Origin of the sequence: Agrococcus sp. BE272, assembly GCF_031457935.1 — a bacterium.
GTDB classification, from domain to species: Bacteria; Actinomycetota; Actinomycetes; order Actinomycetales; family Microbacteriaceae; genus Agrococcus; species Agrococcus sediminis.
Genome location: NZ_JAVDXL010000002.1, coordinates 147,838 through 166,402, shown reverse-complemented (window position 1 = coordinate 166,402; position 18,565 = coordinate 147,838). Strand labels below are relative to the sequence as shown.

General features: G+C 73.7%; 18 protein-coding genes and 1 tRNA gene. 10 read left to right on the top strand and 9 right to left on the bottom strand.

The window, feature by feature from the left end:
* Positions 1-3: 3 nt before the first annotated feature.
* Positions 4-840: a glutamate racemase gene (gene murI / locus J2X49_RS07185; RefSeq protein ID WP_310124351.1), complete on the bottom strand. Its 837-nt coding sequence runs from the start codon at positions 838-840 to the stop codon at positions 4-6.
* Between the two features lie 91 nt (positions 841-931).
* On the opposite strand from murI, the gene J2X49_RS07180 reads away from it, so the two are divergent.
* The 4 genes from J2X49_RS07180 to J2X49_RS07165 are packed head-to-tail and all read left to right on the top strand — an operon-like array spanning position 932 to position 4,031.
* Positions 932-1,744: an ABC transporter ATP-binding protein gene (locus tag J2X49_RS07180; RefSeq protein WP_146356745.1), complete on the top strand. Its 813-nt coding sequence runs from the start codon at positions 932-934 to the stop codon at positions 1,742-1,744.
* 9 nt (positions 1,745-1,753) lie between these two features.
* Positions 1,754-2,395, top strand: a complete 642-nt coding sequence (locus J2X49_RS07175; RefSeq protein WP_146356743.1) for an ABC transporter permease — start codon at positions 1,754-1,756, stop codon at positions 2,393-2,395.
* The gene (locus J2X49_RS07170) at positions 2,392-3,102 is read left to right on the top strand and encodes an ABC transporter permease subunit (protein WP_310124343.1); all 711 of its coding nucleotides are present in this window, start codon (positions 2,392-2,394) and stop codon (positions 3,100-3,102) included. Before J2X49_RS07175 ends, J2X49_RS07170 begins: the two co-directional genes overlap by 4 nt.
* Entirely contained in the window at positions 3,099-4,031 is a 933-nt protein-coding gene (locus J2X49_RS07165; protein WP_310124340.1) for an ABC transporter substrate-binding protein, read from the top strand. The genes J2X49_RS07170 and J2X49_RS07165 overlap by 4 nt, the downstream gene beginning before the upstream one ends.
* 27 nt (positions 4,032-4,058) lie before the next feature.
* Here J2X49_RS07165 and J2X49_RS07160 read toward each other — a convergent pair whose 3' ends face one another.
* Positions 4,059-4,616: a GNAT family N-acetyltransferase gene (locus tag J2X49_RS07160; RefSeq protein ID WP_310125982.1), complete on the bottom strand. Its 558-nt coding sequence runs from the start codon at positions 4,614-4,616 to the stop codon at positions 4,059-4,061.
* A gap of 81 nt (positions 4,617-4,697) precedes the next feature.
* Between J2X49_RS07160 and J2X49_RS07155 the strand changes: the two genes are divergently transcribed.
* Entirely contained in the window at positions 4,698-5,987 is a 1,290-nt protein-coding gene (locus J2X49_RS07155; protein ID WP_396131269.1) for a nicotinate phosphoribosyltransferase, read from the top strand.
* An 18-nt stretch (positions 5,988-6,005) separates the two neighbouring features.
* Here J2X49_RS07155 and J2X49_RS07150 read toward each other — a convergent pair whose 3' ends face one another.
* On the bottom strand, positions 6,006-6,299 hold the full coding sequence (locus J2X49_RS07150) for a DUF3039 domain-containing protein (RefSeq protein WP_146356735.1): 294 nt from the start codon (positions 6,297-6,299) through the stop codon (positions 6,006-6,008).
* A 97-nt stretch (positions 6,300-6,396) separates the two neighbouring features.
* On the opposite strand from J2X49_RS07150, the gene J2X49_RS07145 reads away from it, so the two are divergent.
* Positions 6,397-7,344 (top strand): hypothetical protein, encoded by a 948-nt coding sequence (locus tag J2X49_RS07145; protein ID WP_310124337.1) that lies wholly within the window; start codon positions 6,397-6,399, stop codon positions 7,342-7,344.
* On the opposite strand, the gene J2X49_RS07140 is transcribed toward J2X49_RS07145, so the two are convergent.
* Complete coding sequence (locus J2X49_RS07140) at positions 7,341-8,729, bottom strand: trypsin-like peptidase domain-containing protein (RefSeq protein WP_310124334.1); 1,389 nt, start codon at positions 8,727-8,729, stop codon at positions 7,341-7,343. The genes J2X49_RS07145 and J2X49_RS07140 overlap by 4 nt on opposite strands.
* A 92-nt stretch (positions 8,730-8,821) precedes the next feature.
* Between J2X49_RS07140 and J2X49_RS07135 the strand changes: the two genes are divergently transcribed.
* Complete coding sequence (locus J2X49_RS07135) at positions 8,822-10,030, top strand: aminotransferase class I/II-fold pyridoxal phosphate-dependent enzyme (RefSeq protein WP_310124330.1); 1,209 nt, start codon at positions 8,822-8,824, stop codon at positions 10,028-10,030.
* 4 nt (positions 10,031-10,034) lie between these two features.
* Here J2X49_RS07135 and J2X49_RS07130 read toward each other — a convergent pair whose 3' ends face one another.
* Positions 10,035-10,844 (bottom strand): nitrilase-related carbon-nitrogen hydrolase, encoded by an 810-nt coding sequence (locus J2X49_RS07130; protein WP_310124327.1) that lies wholly within the window; start codon positions 10,842-10,844, stop codon positions 10,035-10,037.
* Positions 10,845-10,917: 73 nt separating this feature from the next.
* On the opposite strand from J2X49_RS07130, the gene J2X49_RS07125 reads away from it, so the two are divergent.
* Together J2X49_RS07125 and J2X49_RS07120 are read left to right on the top strand one after the other, a co-directional pair.
* On the top strand, positions 10,918-11,223 hold the full coding sequence (locus J2X49_RS07125; protein ID WP_128188425.1) for a thiamine-binding protein: 306 nt from the start codon (positions 10,918-10,920) through the stop codon (positions 11,221-11,223).
* A complete protein-coding gene (locus J2X49_RS07120; RefSeq protein WP_310124326.1) occupies positions 11,220-11,933 on the top strand; it encodes an AIM24 family protein in 714 nt (237 codons plus the stop codon). Before J2X49_RS07125 ends, J2X49_RS07120 begins: the two co-directional genes overlap by 4 nt.
* Positions 11,934-11,938: 5 nt before the next feature.
* Here J2X49_RS07120 and J2X49_RS07115 read toward each other — a convergent pair whose 3' ends face one another.
* The 4 genes from J2X49_RS07115 to J2X49_RS07100 all read right to left on the bottom strand — a co-directional run bounded on the left by J2X49_RS07115 (position 11,939) and on the right by J2X49_RS07100 (position 17,063).
* Entirely contained in the window at positions 11,939-12,706 is a 768-nt protein-coding gene (locus J2X49_RS07115) for a class I SAM-dependent methyltransferase (protein ID WP_310124323.1), read from the bottom strand.
* Positions 12,707-12,784: 78 nt separating this feature from the next.
* A tRNA-Met gene (locus J2X49_RS07110) sits at positions 12,785-12,858 on the bottom strand.
* A 46-nt stretch (positions 12,859-12,904) separates the two neighbouring features.
* The gene (locus tag J2X49_RS07105; RefSeq protein WP_310124320.1) at positions 12,905-15,805 is read right to left on the bottom strand and encodes a UPF0182 family protein; all 2,901 of its coding nucleotides are present in this window, start codon (positions 15,803-15,805) and stop codon (positions 12,905-12,907) included.
* Between the two features lie 121 nt (positions 15,806-15,926).
* The gene (locus J2X49_RS07100) at positions 15,927-17,063 is read right to left on the bottom strand and encodes a PDZ domain-containing protein (protein WP_128188422.1); all 1,137 of its coding nucleotides are present in this window, start codon (positions 17,061-17,063) and stop codon (positions 15,927-15,929) included.
* A 20-nt stretch (positions 17,064-17,083) separates the two neighbouring features.
* Here J2X49_RS07100 and J2X49_RS07095 point away from each other — a divergent pair, with 20 nt between their 5' ends.
* Positions 17,084-18,547 carry a zinc-dependent metalloprotease gene (locus J2X49_RS07095; RefSeq protein ID WP_310124316.1) on the top strand — a complete coding sequence of 488 codons (1,464 nt, stop codon included), beginning with the start codon at positions 17,084-17,086 and terminating at the stop codon, positions 18,545-18,547.
* The last annotated feature ends 18 nt before the right edge of the window (positions 18,548-18,565 follow it).

Here is an 18,565-nt window from a genome sequence, read left to right as displayed (position 1 = left end):
CTCTCAGTCGGTGCGGCCGGGGAGCTGGATGACCCCGGTCTGCGTGAACTCCACGTGCGTCACCTCGGGCCCGAGGAACCGGCGCGCGAGCCGCAGGAACGGCTCCTGCGCAGCGGTCGTCGCCTCGAACGCGTAGGCGGGCACGGCGTGCTCGGGCGCGAGCATGCGCCGGTCGCTCAGGATGCGGTAGACGTCGGCGGCGGTCTCCTCCGCGCTCGACACGAGCCGCACGCCGGGGCCGGCGACGTAGCCGATCGCGCCGGCGAGCAGCGGGTAGTGCGTGCAGCCGAGCACGAGCGTGTCGAGCTCCTCGGCCAGCAGCGGCTCGAGGTACTCGTGCGCGGCGGCGAGCACCTCGTCGCCGGTAGTGACGCCCGCCTCGACGAACTCGACGAAGCGCGGCGCGGCGCCGGCCGCGACGTGCGGCACGCCCGCCTCGGCGAACGCGCGCTGGTAGGCGCCCGAGCCGATCGTGCCCGCGGTGCCGATGACGCCGATCCGCCCGGAGCGGCTCTGGCGCACAGCCGCCCGCACGGCCGGGTCGATGACCTCGACGACCGGGATGCCCATCCCCTGCTCGTAGCGCTCGCGCGCGACGTCGAGGGTCGCCGCGGATGCGGTGTTGCAGGCGATGACGAGCATCTTCACGCCCTGCGCGACGAGCGTGTCGAGCACGTCGAGCGCGAGGCGCCGCACCTCCGACTGCGCGCGCGGGCCGTAGGGGCCGTTGGCGGTGTCGCCGATGTACGTGATCGACTCGGCGGGCAGCTGGTCGATGATCGCCCGCGCCACGGTGAGCCCGCCGACGCCGCTGTCGAAGACTCCGATCGGCCGCTGCACGTCGGCAAGCCTAGCCGCGGGGCGCGGGCACAGGATCCCGGAGGGGCTCGCGCGGTAGTCTCGGCACCCCGCGACCGGGAGGAGCCCCCGCGTGATCGAGTTCGCAGCCGTGCGCAAGGAGTACCCCGACGGCACGGTCGCCGTCGAGGACTTCAGCCTGGTCGTCCCCTCGCACGCCGTCGTGGTGCTCGTCGGCTCCTCCGGCTGCGGCAAGACGACCCTGCTGCGCATGGTGAACCGCATGGTCGATCCCACGAGCGGCACGGTCTCCATCGACGGCGACGACGTGCGCGCGATGGACAAGGTGCAGCTCCGCCGCTCGATCGGCTACGTGCTCCAGGCGGGCGGCCTGCTCCCCCACCGCACCGTCGCCGACAACGTCGCCACGGTGCCGGTGCTCGAGGGCGCGAACCGTCGCGAGGCGCGCCGCGCCGCGCTCGGCCTGCTCGAGCGCGTCGGCCTCGATCCGGCGCTCGGCGACCGCTACCCGCTGCAGCTCTCGGGCGGCCAGCAGCAGCGCGTCGGCGTCGCGCGAGCGCTCGCCGCCGATCCGAACATCCTGCTCATGGACGAGCCCTTCGGCGCCGTCGACCCCATCGTGCGCGACCAGCTGCAGGAGGAGATGCGCACGCTGCAGCGCGAGCTCGGCAAGACGATCCTCTTCGTCACGCACGACATCGACGAGGCCTTCGCGCTCGGCGACGAGGTGCTCGTGCTGCGCAAGGGCGCCGAGATCGCGCAGCGCGGCACGCCCGCCGAGATCCTCGCCCACCCCGCGGACGAGTTCGTCTCGCGCTTCGTGGGCGCGGGCACCGCGCGTCGCACGCTCTCGGTGCGCGAGGTCGACGGCCGCCGGATCGTCGTCGACGGCGACGACCGCCCCACCGGCGTGCTGGCGGAGTAGGCCCAGCCCATGAACTGGCTGAGCCAGAACCTGCACATCGTGTGGTCGCTGCTGCTCGACCACCTGTGGCTCTCGATCGTGCCCATCGTGCTCGCGCTCGTGATCTCGATCCCGCTCGGCTGGCTCGCCGCCCGCTATCCGCGCGCCCGCACCGCGCTGCTGACCGGCACCGGCCTCCTCTACGCGATCCCCTCGCTGGCCCTGTTCATCATGATCCCCGCGATCGTGGGCCTCTCGGCGCGCTCGCCCTGGGTCGCGATCATCGGCCTCACGCTCTACGGCTGCGCGTTGATGGTGCGCGGGGCCGCCGACGCCTTCGGATCGGTCTCGCGCGAGACGATGCTCGCCGCCGACGCCCTCGGCCACTCCCCCTGGGCGCGGTTCTGGGCGGTCGAGCTGCCGCTCTCCGGCCCGGTGCTCGTCTCCTCGCTGCGGGTCATGGCGGTCTCGACCGTCAGCCTCGTCACGATCGGCGCCGTGATCGGCATCTCGAGCCTCGGCACGCTCTTCACCGACGGCTTCCAGCGCGGCATCGACGCCTCGATCATCACGGGCATCGTGCTCACGGTCGTGGTCGCCTTCGCGATCGACGCGGTCGTGCTGCTGCTCGGCAGGCTCGCCATGCCCTGGCAGGCGGCGGTGCGCGCATGAACCTGTTCGCCGAGGCCCTCGCCTACCTCTTCGACCCCGCGAGCTGGCAGGGCACGAACTCGCTCGGCCTGCGCATCCTCGAGCACCTCGGCTTCTCGGGCGCCGTGCTGCTCGCCGCGGCCGCCATCGGCATCCCCGCCGGCGTGCTCATCGGTCACACCGGCAGGGGTCGCGGGCTCGTCGTGGCGCTGACGAGCGGCGCGCGCGCGATCCCCACCCTGGGGCTGCTCACGATCTTCGGCCTCGCCCTCGGCATCGGGCTCGAGGCCCCCTTCCTCGCCCTGCTCGTGCTCGCGCTGCCGCCCGTGCTGGCCGGGGCGTACGCCGGCGTCGAGGCCGTCGACCGGCAGGTGGTGGGCGCGGCGCGCGCGATCGGCATGACCGAGCGCGAGATCGTGCAGCGCGTCGAGCTGCCGCTCGCGGCGCCGGTGCTCATCGGCGGCGTGCGCTCGGCGGCCCTCCAGGTCATCTCGACCGCGACCCTCGCCGCGTACGTCTCGAACACGGGCCTCGGCAGGCCGATCTTCCAGGGCGTCAAGGCGGGCGACTACGAGGTCATGCTGGCCGGCGCCCTGCTCGTGGCGCTGCTCTCGCTCGTCGTCGAGCTCGTCTTCCAGGCGATCCAATCCGCGGCCGGCCGTCGTGCCGAACCGCACACCGTCCCCGCTCGGGCGTCCGCCCGCGCTCCAGAGAGGAACACCGCATGACCAGCATCCCCCGCAAGGCGGGCGCCGCCCTCGCCGCGATCGCAGCGACGGGCCTCGTGCTCACCGGCTGCGCGAACGCCGACCCGCTCGAGGAGGGCTCCGCCGAGCCCACGACGAGCGGCGAGGCGACGAGCCTCGTCGTCGGCTCGCAGGACTACTACTCGAACGAGATCATCGCCGAGCTCTACGCCCAGGCCCTCGAGGCCGGCGGCTACACGATCGAGCGCGACCTGCGCATCGGCCAGCGCGAGGTCTACCTGCCCGAGATCGAGTCGGGCGCGATCGACGTCTTCCCCGAGTACACGGGCCCGCTGCTGCAGGTGTGGGCCGAGGAGCCCACCGAGCGCCTCAGCGAGGACGTCTACGCGGCCCTCACCGAGGCCGCGCCCGAGGGCATCACGGTGCTCGACCAGGCGCCGGCCACCGACCAGGACTCCTACGTCGTCACGCGCGAGTTCGCCGAGGAGCACGACCTCACGACGATCGCCGACCTGGCGAACGTCGACGAGCCGCTCACGATGGGCGCCAACTCCGAGGCCGAGACCCGCCCGAACGGACCGCAGGGCCTCGCCGACACCTACGGCATCGAGGTCGGCTTCACGCCCATCGAGGACAGCGGCGGCCCGCTCACGATCCGCGCGCTGCAGGACGGCGACGTCCAGCTCGCGATCGTCTACACCGGCGACCCGTCGATCGCCGCGAACGACCTCGTCGTGCTCGAGGACCCCGAGGGCCTGTTCCTCGCCTCGAACGTCGTGCCGGTCGTGAGCGACCGCGTCGACGAGGAGGCGCAGGGCATCATCGACGAGGTGAGCGCAGCGCTGACCTCGGAGGAGCTCCTCGCCCTCAACGGCCGCTCGGTCGACGAGCAGGCACCGGCCGCCGACATCGCCGCCGCATGGCTCGAGGAGCAGGGCCTGCTCGGCTGAGCCTCCGCGACGACCCGGGAAGGGCGCTCACCCTCGCGGTGGGCGCCCTTCCCGCACCATGCGGTGCATCGGGATGCCGCCCCACGTCGGGCCCGTCGACACCCGCTCGTCGAGGTGCCGGAAGCCGCGGCGCTCGTAGAAGCGGCCCGCGCGCTCGTTGCCGTCGATGAGCCACAGGTACAGCGCGCGGTCGTCGACGACCGCGTCGAAGAGCGCGGCGCCGACCGCGGTGCCGTGCATCTCGGCGGCCACGTAGAGCCGGTCGAGCTCGCGCTCGGCGGGCGGCGGCACGAGCCCCAGCTCGACCTCCCAGCGGGCGGGCGCGGTGCTCGTCGCCGCGAGGCCCACGATGCGGTCGCCCTGCCAGGCGATGCGGCGCACGGCGTCGCCCGGCTCGGCGAAGGCGCGCGCGAGCCCGACCACGTTGGCCTGCGCGAGCCCGCGCACCCCGAAGTCGTCGGGCAGCCGGCCCGCGTACGTGCGCTCCTGCTCCCGCACGAGGAAGGCGGCCCAGGCGGGCGCGTCGGCGGGTGTCGGCTCGCGCAGCGCGACGCCGTCGGGCAGGGGGCGGATGGTTCGGGGCACCGAGCCACGCTACCGGGCGTCGTCGAGGCGGTCGCTCCAGGCCGCCGTCGTAGGCTGGCGCTCGTGACCGACACCGCGCTCATGACCGACCGCTACGAGCTGACGATGATCGATGCCGCGATGCGCTCCGGCACCGCGTTCCGGCCCTCCGTCTTCGAGGCCTTCGCCCGCCGCCTGCCGGGCGCCCGCCGCTACGGCGTGGTCGCCGGCACGGGCCGCTTCCTCGACCGGGTCGCCGAGTTCCGCTTCGGCGAGGAGGAGCTGCGCTTCCTCCGCGACCACCGCATCGTCTCGGCCGAGCTGCTCGACTGGCTGGCCGACTACCGCTTCTCGGGCGACATCCGCGGCTACGCGGAGGGCGAGCTCTACTTCCCCGGCTCCCCGATCCTGGTGGTCGAGGGCACCTTCGCCGAGGCGGTCGTGCTCGAGACCGTGGCGCTCTCGGTGCTCAACTACGACTCGGCCGTGGCGAACGCCGCGACGCGCATGACGCGCGCCGCGAAGGGGCGGCCGGTCGCCGAGATGGGCTCGCGCCGCGCGAGCGAGGAGTCGGCCGTGGCGGCCGCCCGCGCCGCGTACATCGCCGGCTTCGACGCCACCAGCAACCTCGCCGCGGGCGCCCGCTGGGGCATCCCCACCATGGGCACGGCGGCGCACTCGTTCACGCTGCTGCACGACTCCGAGGCCGAGGCCTTCCAGGCCCAGATCGACGTGCTCGGCGTCGGCACGACGCTGCTCGTCGACACCTACGACATCGAGCAGGGCATCCGCACGGCGATCGAGGTCGCCGGCACCGGCCTCGGCGGCATCCGCCTCGACTCCGGCGACCTCGCCGAGGTGGCCGCCGACGCCCGCGCGCTGCTCGACTCGCTCGGGGCGACCGGCACGCGCATCACCGTCACGAGCGACCTCGACGAGTACGCGATCGCGGGCCTGCAGGCGAGCCCGGTGGATGCGTACGGCGTCGGCACGAGCGTCGTCACCGGCTCGGGCGCGCCCGCCGCCGGCATGGTCTACAAGCTCGTCGCGCGCCAGGGCGACGACGGCGCCTGGGTGGGCGTCGGCAAGCGGAGCGAGGACAAGGCGTCGCACCCGGGCGAGAAGGTCGCGGTGCGCCGCCTCGAGGACGGCGTCGCCGTCGAGGAGGCGGTGCTCGTCACCGACCACCGCGCGACGCTCGACGCGGCGGCCGCCGGCGGCCGCGCGCTGCAGGTGCCGCTCGTGGCCGGCGGCGAGATCGACGACCGCTGGCTCGGCCACGGGGGCGTCGAGCTGGCGCGCGAGCGCCACGCCGCGTCGGTCGAGGAGCTGCCGGTCGAGGCGCACCGCCTCGCCCGCGGCGAGCCCGCCATCCCGACGGTGTTCCGCTGAGGCGCCGAGCGCCGGCGGCTACTCCTCGCGCAGGCGCTCGTAGATCTCCTTGCAGCTCGGGCAGATCGGGAACTTCTCCGGGTCGCGGCCCGGCGTCCACTTCTTGCCGCAGAGCGCCCGCACCGGCTTGCCCGAGAGCGCCGACTGCAGGATCTTCTCCTTCTTGACGTAGTGGGAGAAGCGATCGTGGTCGCCGTCCTCCACCGACTCCTCGTTGAGGAGCTTCTCGAGCTCGCGGTCGAGCACGTCGGTGCTCCCGCCGGAGCCGACGCTGCCGGGGCCAGGGCTGTCCGGTCCGAACGTGTCAGTCATGGGTCCATGATCCCACGCTCAGCCCGTTCCCGGCTCTCCTGGGCCATGCTTCTGGGGTACGCCGGGCACGGCCCGGACCGACGGGCAGGGGGACGCCATGCGAGAGATCGACCGCGACGAGGACCTGGGCTGGATGGTCAGGACGCTCGAGGGCATCCTGGGCGTGCAGCGGCCGCTCGTCGTCAACCACCTGCGAGCGCTGCGGCGCCGCAACCCGCAGATGACCCCCGCCGAGATGCTCGGCCGGCTCGAGCGGCAGTACCTCGCCGCCGTCTCCACCGGCGGCGCCGCGGTCGGCGCGAGCGCGGTCGCGCCCGGCATCGGCACGGTCGCATCGCTCGGGCTCACGATGGCCGAGACGATCGGCTTCCTCGAGGCGAGCGCCTTCTACGCGCAGGCGGTCGCCGAGGTGCACGGCATCGTCGTCGAGGACGAGGAGCGCGCGAAGGCGCTCGTGATGGGCATCATGCTCGGCAACGGCGGCACGGCGCTCGTGAAGCGGGCGACCGAGCGCGCCCTCGGCCGCGGCGCGGCCGGCAACGCGTTCTGGGGCGAGCTCATCACCTCGCGCCTGCCGAGCGGCTCGATGGGGCAGGTCGTCGACTTCCTGCGCCGCGCGTTCCTGCGGCGCATGGCGCGCAACACCGGTGCGTCGATGCTCGGCCGGGCGATGCCGTTCGGCATCGGCGCGGTGGTCGGCGGCGTCGGCAACAACATCCTCGGCCGGCAGATCGTGAAGGCCGCGAAGGAGGCCTTCGGGCCCGCGCCGGTCTCGTTCGACGCCAACCTCACCCCCGTCATCAAGGAGGTGCGGCCCAACCTCGGCCAGCGCATCCGCGAGGCGCGCGACATCGAGCGCGAGGGCCTCGCCGGGGGCCCGCGCCGGCTGCGCGAGCGGCGCGGGCAGGAGCAGCAGCACGAGCCGGGCCTCGGCCCGGACGAGGAGGTCGGCGGCGACGTCACCGAGCTGCGACGCGGCGACGGCGCGTCGCAGATGCAGGATGCACCCGGCGACGCGCCGTCGGACGAGAGCCGCGCGGGCTAGAGCCCGCCCAGCGTCACCTCGGCCTCGGCCTCCTGGCCGTCGCGCTGGTAGGCGACCGTCACGGTCGCGCCGGCGGCGTGGGCGCGCACCTGCGCGGTCGCGTCGATCGCGTTCGTCACCGGGGCGCCGTCGACGGCGGTGATCACGTCGCCCGGCTGCAGCCCGGCCGCCTCCGCGGCGCCGCCCTCCGACAGCTCGCGGATCTGCGCGCCGACCGTGCCGACGGAGGCGTCGGTCACGTCGCTGACGGTCGCCCCGAGCAGGCCGTGCGTCGCCTCGCCCGAGCCGATGAGCTCCTCGACGACGCGCTGCACGAGGCTCGACTCGATCGCGAAGCCGATGCCGATCGAGCCGGCCGACTCGCCCTGGCCCATGCTGGCGATCGCGACGTTGACGCCCACGAGCTGCCCGGAGGCGTTCAGCAGCGCGCCGCCCGAGTTGCCGGGGTTGATCGACGCATCCGTCTGCACGACGGGGATCGAGATGGCCTCCTGCGCGGCCTGCGCGCCGTTCTCCTGCCAGAAGCCGAACGGCGACTGCTCGGACTGCTGCTCGTCGCCCTCGGGGGCCGCGCTGCCGGCGATGCGCAGCCCGCGGTCGACGGCGGAGACGATGCCGTCGGTGACCGAGTTCGACAGGCCGAGCGGCGCGCCGATCGCGATCGCCGTGTCGCCGACGCGCACGTCGTCGCTCGAGGCGAAGGTCACGACCGGCAGGTCGGCGTCCACCTTGATGACCGCGAGGTCGACGACGGGGTCGGTGCCGACGACCTCGGCGGCGAGCAGCCGGCCGTCGCTCGTCTCTACGGTGATGGATGCGTCGGCCGCCTGGCCGTCGAGCGTCACGACGTGGTTGTTGGTCACGATGTAGCCGCCGGCCGCGACGGCCACGCCCGAGCCCTCGCCCGAGCCCGCTTGCGACGACGCCTGCACGGTGACGACCGAGGGGCCCGCGGCGGCCGCGACGTCGGCGATCGTCTGCGGGTCGGCGACCGTCTCGCCCGTGGTGCCGGCGTCCTGCGTCGCGGACTGCGACTGCGCCTGCGGCTGCAGCGTGCCGGCGAGCGCGCCGCCGCCGAAGCCGGCCGCGCCGCCGAGCAGCGCCGCCGCGACGACCGACGTCACGACGAGGCCGGTGCGCCGGCGCGGAGCGGCCGGCGCCGGGTGCGCCTGCGCCTGCGCCTGCGCCTGCGGGACCGGCTGGAACGGCCGGGTCGCGGCCCAGGGGTCGGGCCGGTCGGCCTGCGGCGCGGCAGCGGCCGGGGTGCCGGCGGGGGCGCCGGCGGGGACGGATGCGGTCGGGTGCTGCCAGCGCCAGTCGCCCTGGGGCGGCTGCGCGGGCTGCGGTCCCATGGGGTTCGGGACGCGGTCGTGCGGGTTGCTCATGGCTTCGAGGATCGCACCGGAGCCCATGCGATTCCCATGCGGTCCCGATGTCGATCCACCGGAAGGGATGCCGGAGCGGGTAGCGTCGGAGCATGGAGCAGGCACCCTGGCAGCGGACGGCGGCGGGCGCGGGCCTGCTCGGGGCGGACGGCCGGCTGGCCCCCACGATCTTCGCCGAGATGACGGCGCTCGCCACCAGGACCGGGGCGCTGAACCTCGGCCAGGGCTTCCCCGACGAGGACGGCCCGCGCGCCGTGCTCGACGCCGCGAAGCACGCGATCGACCACGGCCGCAACCAGTACGGTCCCGGCCGCGGGGCCCCCGAGCTCATCGACGCGATCATCGAGCACCAGCGTCGCTTCTACGGCATCGGCCTCGGCCGCGGCGACGTGCTCGTCACCGCGGGCGCGACCGAGGCGCTCGCCGCGACGATGCTCGCGTACCTCTCCCCCGGCGACGAGGTGATCGTCTTCGAGCCGTACTACGACGCCTACGCGGCGGTGGCGGCGCTCGCCGGCGCCGTGCTCGTGCCGGTGCCGCTCGCCGCGCCCGACTTCCAGCCGGACCCCGACCGCCTGCAGCGCGCGACGAGCCCGCGCACCCGGATGATCATCGTCAACTCGCCCCACAACCCGACGGGCGCGGTGTTCAGCGAGGAGGCGATGCGGCACATCGTGCGCGTCGCCGAGCGGCGCGACGCGATCATCGTCACCGACGAGGTCTACGAGCACCTCGTGTACGACGAGCGGCACGTGCCCGTGGCGGCGTTCGAGGCCGCGCGCGAGCGCCTCGTCTCGATCTCGTCGGCGGGCAAGACGTTCTCGATCACGGGCTGGAAGGTCGGCTGGATCATGTCGACGCCCGAGCGCATCGCGCAGATCGGCGCGGTGAAGCAGTACCTGACGTTCGTCAACGCGTCGCCGCTGCAGCCGGCCGTCGCGGTGGGCCTCCGCCTCGCCGACGAGCACTACGACACGATCGTGCAGACCTTCGCGCGCAAGCGCGACATCCTCGCGCGCGGCCTCCGCAAGGCCGGCTTCGCCGTCCACGACGCGATGGCGGGCTACTTCCTGCTCGCCGACGCCGCACCGCTCGGCATCGACGACGCCGCGGCGCTCGCGCGGCGGATGCCCGAGCTCGTCGGCGTGGTCGGGGTGCCGCTGTCGGCGCTCGCGCGCCCGTCGCGGCGCGACCTGCGCTCGACGATGCGCTTCGCCTTCTGCAAGTCGGACGACACGCTCCACCGGGCGGCATCGCAGCTCGCGGGCCTGAAGGACGCGGTGCTCGAGCCCGCGCGCTGAGCCCTCAGGCGACGCGGTAGCGCCGGTTCGCGAGCGACGGGTTCCGCGCGCGGGTCGCCGCCGTCACGGCCGGGTCGATCGGCGCGACGGCGATGCCCTCGCCGTCGCCGAGCGCGGCGAGCGCGACGCCCATCGGGTCGACGATCGCCGAGCAGCCGACGCCGAGCGGCGGGGCCTGGTCGGCGGCGACGACGTGCACGGTCGACTCGATCGCGCGCGCCGTCACGAGCGTCGTCCAGTGGCGCTCCTTCTGCGGCCCGCGCACCCACTCGGCGGGCACGACGACCACGTCGGCCCCCGCATCCACGAGCCTGCGCGTCGCCTCCGGGAAGCGCAGGTCGTAGCAGGTCTCGATGCCGATGCGCGTGCCGAGCGCCTCGACCACGGGCGCCTGCGCGACGTCGCCGGCCGTGAGCCAGTCGGACTCGCGGGTGCCGAACGCGTCGTAGAGGTGCACCTTGCGGTACGCCTCCCGGATGCCGTCGGCGTCGACCGCGACGACCGTGTTGGCGACGCCGCCCTCGATCCGCTCGAGCATGCCGGCGATCACGAGCGCGCCGTGCGCCGCCGCACGCTCGCGCAGCATCGCGGTGAAGGGCCCCTCGAGCGGCTCGGCGGCCGCGGGGGCGGTCGCCGCGAGGTCGGCGGAGCAGTGCTGCGAGTACTCGGGCAGCACGATGAGCCGCGCCCCGCGCTCGGCCGCGCGGTCGATCCACGCCGCGGCCGCGGCGCGGTTGGCCTCGACGTCCTCGCTCGGCGCCCACTGCACGGCGGCGGCCAGCAGCGGCGGCTCGGATGCTCTCGGGTCGCTCACGCCTCCAGCCTACGCAGGCGCGGTGGCGCGCTCAGGGTCGGGGTGCGAGGATCGCGGGGACGAAGGGAGCAGGATGCTCGTCGCATTCTCCATCGCCCCGGCCACCGCGGGCCCCGACGGCTCCGTGCACGACGCGGTCGCCGCCGCCGTGCGCGTCGTCCGCGAGAGCGGGCTGCCGAACCGCACCGACGCGATGTTCACGACGCTCGAGGGCGAGTGGGACGAGGTTTTCGACGTGGTGCGGCGCGCCACCGACGCCGTCCTCGCCGTGAGCCCCCGCGCATCCCTCGTCCTGAAGGCCGACATCCGACCGGGATGGACCGGCGAGCTCGACGGCAAGGTCGTCAGGCTCGAGCACGCCCTGGAGGGGGACGCATGAGGAGTGAGCTGTTCGCCGAGGCGAACCAGGAGGCCCAGTCGACCGATCGGTGGGTCAAGCAGTCGAGCAAGATGCTGCGGGTCAACGTGTCGAACGGCGGCGACGTGCTCGCCGCGAAGGGCGCGATGGTCGCCTACCAGGGCCAGATCGAGTTCCAGCACGAGGGCGCGGGCGCCGCGCGCATGCTGAAGAAGCTCGTCACCGGCGAGGGCGCCCCGCTCATGCGGATGCGCGGCCAGGGCGAGGTGTTCCTCGCCAGGGATGCGGCGAACGTGTTCACGGTGCTGCTCGAGAACGAGGGGCTGTCGGTGAGCGGCAAGAACCTGCTCGCCTTCGACCCGAACCTGCAGTGGGACATCAGGATGCTCCGCAGCGGCAACATCATGGCCGGCGGGCTCTTCAACCTCGAGCTCGGCGGGCACGGCACCGTCGGCGTCTCGTGCGAGGGGCAGCCGCTGCTGCTCGACTGCTCGCGCCAGCCCACGTTCGTCGACCCGAACGCGGCGGTCTGCTGGTCGTCGAACCTCAGCCCGAGCGTCGTCAGCAGCATGAACATGCGCTCGATGCTGCGCGGCGGCACGGGCGAGGCCTTCCAGCTGGCCTTCCACGGCCCGGGCTTCGTCGTCGTGCAGCCGAGCGAGGGCCGGCAGCAGCCGTCGGGCTCGAACGGCGGCGGCGGGGGCGGCGGCATCGGCGGCCTGTTCGAGTAGCCGGCTCAGCGCATGCCGACGGCCGCCCACGCGACGGCGCGCACCTCGAAGGGCGCTGCCGGCAGCAGCGCTCGGCAGCGCGCCGCGAGGTGCTGCCGAGCGGCGCGGTCGAGACCCGCGACGTGATCGCCCGCGGGCCCCACGCCCAGCTCGAACGGCGCCCACCAGTCGTCGAACGAGGCGAACGCGACCGTGACCGCGATGGGCACCTCGCGCGCGCGTGCGATGTCGGCGTCGGCGAGGATGCGCGCGAGGTCGCCCTCGCGCGATCCGGGGCGCGCCGCCTCCGAGGGCGGCGGGCCGTCTGCGATGTGGAGTGACGCCACCGCCTCCCAGAAGACCCCGAGCGGCCCCGTCGCGTGATCCCACACGCAGCACGCGACGGGGCCGCCGGGACGGGTCACGCGCACCATCTCCCGGACGCCCTGCACCGGGTCGCGCATGAAGTGCACGACGAGCTGCGCGAGCGCGGCGTCGAACGCGGCATCGGCGAAGGGCAGCGCCTCGGCCGCCGCCTCGAGCACCTCGACGCCCGGGTGCCGGGCGCGCGCCGCGGCCACGAAGGGCGGCGACGGGTCGACGGCCGCGACGTCGGCGCCGCGGCGCAGCAGCTCCGCCGTGAGCGCCCCCGGGCCGCAGCCGACGTCGAGCACGCGCGGGCGGCGGTGAGCGCCGGCGGGCACCCCCGCGAGATCCGCGAACACCGCGGCGAGCGGCTCCGAGAACCTGCCCATGAACCGGTCGTACGACTCGGCCGAGACCGCGAACCCCATGCGCAGAGGCTACGCCCGGACATGCAGAAGAGGCGCCCTCTCGGGCGCCTCTTCTCGTGCCGCAGTTCGCGGACTTCGTTGCGGGGACAGGATTTGAACCTGCGACCTCCGGGTTATGAGCCCGGCGAGCTACCGAGCTGCTCCACCCCGCGGCACAAGAAGAGACGTTACCAGGGATGTCGCCGCTCGGCAACTCGGCTACGGCGCGGGTGACTCCGTGGGCGCCGGCTCGGCAGGAGCGGACTCCTCCGGCAGCGGCTCGCCCTCGATCTGCGCCGAGAGCTCGACCGCCTCCTGCAGCGCCGCCGTGAGCCGCTGGTCGGCCTCCGCGGCCGCGACGAGGTCGTTCTCGGCGTAGGCCGCCTGGCGCTCCTGGAGCGCGGCGCCGGCCTCCTGCAGCACGGCGTCGAGCTGCGCCTGCAGATCGGTCGAGGGCTCCTGGCCCGGCTCGGCGGGCTCCTCCCCCGGCGCCGTCGGGTCGACGTCGGAGTCGCCCGCCTCGGCGCCCGAGTCGCCGCCGAAGAGCGAGTCGAGCGCCTCGTCGAGGGTGTCCTCGAAGGCGATGTCGTCGCCGAACGCCACCAGGATCTTGCGCAGCACCGGGTACGAGGTGGCACCGGTGGACTGCAGGTAGACCGGCTGCACGTAGAGCAGGCCGCCGCCGACCGGCAGGGTCAGCAGGTTGCCGTTCAGCACGTCGGAGGCGCCCTGCCGCAGCAGGTTGAGCTCCCGCGACACCTCGTCGTCGGTGTCGAAGGTGTTCTGCACCTGGCCGGGCCCCGGGATCGATCTGTCCTTGGGGAGCATCTGCAGCGTGAGCCTGCCGTAGTCCTCGGAGACCTCCCCGTCGGTCGAGCCCGCGTCGGCGTTCACCGAGAGGTAGCCGTAGAGGATCTCGCGGCCGTCGCGCGGGATGAACGTCGAGTAGAGCGTGAACGCCGGATCCTGCCCGTCGACCGACATCGTCAGGTAGTAGGGCGGCTGCGGCGGCGCGGGCACCTGCGAGTTCGACCACGTCGGGTCGGCGGGCGTCGACCACTGGTCGTCGCCCGAGAAGAACGTCGCCGGGTTCGTCACGTGGTAGTCGCCCAGGATGTTGCGCTGCAGCTTGAACATGTCGGCCGGGTAGCGCACGTGGCTCATGAGGTCGCCCGACATCTCGCTGATCGGCCGGATGGTGCCCGGGTAGATCTGCTGCCACGCCTGCAGCACCGGGTCCTCGGTGTCCCACGCGTAGAGCGTGACCGAGCCGTCGTACGCATCCACCACGGCCTTCACCGAGTTGCGCATGTAGTTGATGATGTCGCCGGGCACGAGCGACGGGTTCGCGTTCGTGGTGTCGGCGATCGTCTGCGAGAACGACCGGTGCGACGAGTACGGGTAGCTCGACGAGGTCGTCATGCCGTCGACGATCCACACGAGCCGCTCGTCGACGACGGCCGGGTAGGTGTCGGAGTCGAGCGTCAGGTACGGCGCGACGGCCGCGACGCGGTCGCGGGGGTGGCGGTCGTAGAGGATCTGCGACTCGGAGGTGACGGCGTCGGAGAGGATGATCTGCTCGGACTGGAACTTCAGCGCGTACGCGAGCCGGTTGATGACGCTGTCGAGCCGCGGGCCGCCGTCGCCCGAGAAGGTCGTCGTCGCGTTGCCGCTGCCCTCCTCGGTCGAGCGCGGGTAGTCGAGCTCGAGGTCGGGCGAGCCCTCGGGGCCGCCGACGATCGAGTAGTCGGGGGTCGACTCGCCGAAGTACACGCGCGGCTCGAACTCGCCGAGCGCGCCGTCGGTGGGGATGCCGCCCTGCAGGAAGACGGGCTGGCCCTCCTGGCCGCGCTGGTTGCCGTACGCCGCGACGGCGCCGTAGCCGTGCGTGTAGACGATGTGGCGGTTGTACCAGCTGTCCTCGTCGAGCCCCGAGAGGTCGAGCTCGCGCAGCGCGATGACGGTGTCCTGGATCTCGCCGTCGATCTCGTAGCGGTCGACGTCGAGCTGCTCGGCGAAGCCGTAGTACTGGCGGTACTCCTGCAGGTTGGCGAAGGCGTCGGAGACGAGCGCGGGGTCGATGATGCGGATGTTCGCCGTCGTCTCGGCGTCGGCGCGGAGCGCGCCGGGCTCGGCGTCGGTGCGGGCGTCGGAGTCGGTCTCGACCATGTCGTCGACGTCCCACGCGGCCCGGGTCGCGTCGATGTTGCGCTGGATGTACTCGGCCTCGAGCGTGCGCGCGCTCGGGTCGACCTGGAAGCGCTGCACGATCGCCGGGTAGGCGACACCGACCACGAGCGAGGCGGCGATGAGCAGGGCCGTGCCGACGACGGCGATGCGCCAGCGGCCGATCACGGCGGTGACGATGAAGAAGACGCCGACGAGCGCGGCGATGCCGGCGAGGATCTGCGCGCCGGGGATGGTGGCGTTGACCTCGGTGTAGCCCGCGCCGGTGGCGAGGAAGCCCTGCGAGGTCTGCGCGAGCGCCGCGTACTGGCCGAGCCAGATCGAGGCGCCGAGCGCGAGCATGTAGAGCGCGCCGATGACGGCGAGCTGGATGCGCGCCGACCGGGAGACGCGCACCTCGCGGCCCGTGACGCGGATCGCGCCGTAGAGGTAGGCCGTGGCGAGCGAGGCGACGGCCGAGATGAACAGCACCGCGAGCGCGAAGCCGAGCGCCTGCTGGTAGAAGGGCAGCTCGAAGACGTAGAAGCCGATGTCGAGGCCGAACTGCGGGTCGACCTCGCCGAACGGCTTCCGGTTGAGCCACAGCTGCGCCGACTCCCACTGCGAGGCCGACGCGAGGCCCGAGAAGAGGCCCAGCGCGACCGGCGCCGTCCACATGCCGACCTTCCGCAGCGGCTCGACGAGCTCCTGGTAGCGGTCGAGCTGCGAGTTGAGCTGCGCGTAGACGGGGCGCGAGCGGTAGGCGATCTGCACGCTGAGGGCGACCGGCACGGCCATCGCGACGAAGCCGATGAGGAACATCACGAGCATCGACAGCCAGCGCGTCTGGAGCACCTGGATGAAGCCGAGCTGGTCGAACCAGAGGATGTCGGCGTAGAAGCCCGAGAACATCACGAAGGCGCCGATGATGGCACCCACGATCAGCACCGTCACCAGGAGCGGCGAAGGGCCCCTCCTGCCCGTCGTCGAGGCGGTCGGTCGTTCGGCGTTGGCGGACACGTCGTGGAGCTCCAAGCTGTGGTGCGGGCGGTGCCGCCCATCGTATCCGCCGAGCCTATGAGGCCGGTGCGGCTCCGCAGACCGGCAGCCCCGAGGTGTCGGCGTTCATCGCCACCGCCTCGACGGCGGCGATCGCGTCGTCGAGCGTCTCGACGGCGTACACGGTGAGCCCCTCCGGCACATGCCCGACGACCTCGCCGCAGTTGTCCGCCGGCGCCAGGAAGTGCGTCGCGCCCGCGTCGACCGCGCCGTGCATCTTCTGCACGATGCCGCCGATGCCGCCCACGTCGCCGAGCGCCGAGATGGTGCCCGTGCCCGCCCACTGCGTGCCCGCGGTGAGCGCGCCCGGCGTCAGCTCGTCGACGATGCCGAGCGCGAACATCATGCCGGCGCTCGGCCCGCCCACGTTGGGCAGCTGGATGTCGACCTCGAAGGGGAACTCGAACTCGTTGGCCGGGTAGATGCCCACGAGCCGCTGGTCGCCCTCCACGAGCGGCGTCACCTCGACCGTCAGCGGCTCGCCGTCGCGCTCGATCTCGAACGACGTCGCGCCGTCGACGGCGGCGATCGACTCGCGGATCGACCACACGTCGTAGGCGGTGTCGCCGTTGACCCGCAGGATGCGGTCGTCCTCGCGCAGGACGCCCTCGGCGGGCGAGCCGTCGATGACGCCCGCGACGCGCACGTCGCTGTCGACCGGGTAGCCCTCGTGCAGCAGCGCGGCCGCGATCGCGGCTGCCTGCGAGTTCTGCATCTCGATGCGGCCGGCCTCGTTCGAGTCCTGCACCGACACGTCGGGCGGGAACGCCGCGTCCATCGGGATGATCGAGTCGGAGGGGTCGAGGTATGCCTCGGCGACGTCGACCCACGTCAGCGGCCGCTCGGGGTTGCCGAAGAGCGAGACGGTGAGCAGCCGCAGCTCGCCCTCCGTGGGGTAGGTCTCGACGCCCTCGATGGAGATGAGCGGTCCCGCATCCGTCTCGCCCAGGGTGTCGAACGTCGGCCCCGGCACCTCGACCACGTAGGGCGACGGCACGAACGCGAGCGCGAGCGAGGCGGCGCCGGCGGCCGCGAGGCCGACCCAGCCGATGCGCCGGAGGCGCCTCGGGCGGATGTCGGGGAAGCGCGGACGCGCGTGCTGTTCGCGGACGGCGGAGGGCGTCAGGGGCGCGATCCCGGCGGGTTCAGACATGACGGGGCTAGCGTAGTCGCATGCCTGAGGACTCCGACGACCGCCGCCCTGAGGACGAGCTGCGAGAGATGCTGCAGCGCTTCCTCTCGGGCGAGGGGCCCATCGACCCGGCCCGCCTCGCGGGCGCGGCGGGCATGCCCGCCGACCCCGCGCAGCTGCAGGCGCTCATGGCGCAGCTGCAGGCGGCGCTCTCGCGCACGGAGGACGGCATCGACTGGTCGGCCGCCACGCGGCAGGCGTCCGCCGCCGTGCAGCGCGACCCCGGCTCCGTCACGAGCGCCGAGCGCGACGCCGTGCGCCAGGCCGCCGACCTCGCCGCCCTGTGGCTCGGCGAGACGACCGACATCGGCGTGGCCGCGACCGAGCTGCAGCTGCTGTCGCGCCAGCAGTGGGTCGACGCCACGATGCCCGTCTGGCAGGAGATGAGCGAGCCGGTCGCCAACAGCATCGCGAGCGCCCTCACGCGCGCCATGCAGGAGCACGCGCCGGAGGAGGCGCAGGAGATGCTCGCGGGCGCCGAGCGCATCCTGCGCAACGTGGGCGGCACGATGTTCGCGATGCAGCTGGGCACGGTCGTGGGCCAGCTCGCGCGCGAGACCGTCGCGGGCGGCGACTTCGGCTTCCCGCTGCTCGAGGGGCACGGCGCGCTGCTCCCCGTGAACCTGCGCACCGCCGCGGAGGGGCTCGAGATCCCCGAGGACCAGGTGCGCATCTGGATGGCCGTGCGCGAGCTCGCCCACGCGCGCCTGTTCCACCACGCGCGCTGGCTGCGGCTGCACGTGCTCTCCTCCGTGCGCGAGTACGCCGAGGGCATCCGCATCGACGTCGACCGCCTCGAGGAGCTCGCCGAGACCTTCGACCCCACCAACCCCGAGGAGCTGCGGCAGGCGCTGCAGAGCGGCGCGCTCATCCCGCCGAAGACCGACGAGCAGGTCGAGACGCTCGCGCGGCTCGAGACGACGATCGCGCTCATCGAGGGCTGGGTCGACGCCGTCACCGAGTCGGCGACGCAGCGGCTGCCGCGGCGCGACGCGATCGCCGAGACCGTGCGGCGCCGCCGCGCCTCCGGCGGGCCGGCCGAGAAGGCGTTCGGCACGCTCGTCGGCCTCGAGATCCGCCCGCGCAGGCTGCGCGAGGCCGCGGCGTTCTGGCGCGCGGTGACGGACGCGGTGGGCCCGCAGGTGCGCGACTCGCTCTGGGACCAGCCCGACCTCATGCCCGGCTCGGCCGACATCGACGACCCCTCGCGCGTGATCGCCCGCCTGCAGGGCGCGGGCGAGCTCGATGAGATGGACCTCGCGCTGCAGGAGCTGCTCGACGACGCCGAGCGCGACGCGGCGGAGCCCGCGGCGGGGTCCGAGCCGGCCGACGGCGGCGAGCCCGCTGCCGAGGAGGCCAGCGCCGACGAGGCCGGCGCCGAGGAGCCCGGCGCCGACGAGCCCGAGCCCGACGGCGACGCGGACGGCGGGCCGACCCGGGCCTGAGCCGGGGCGCCGACGCGC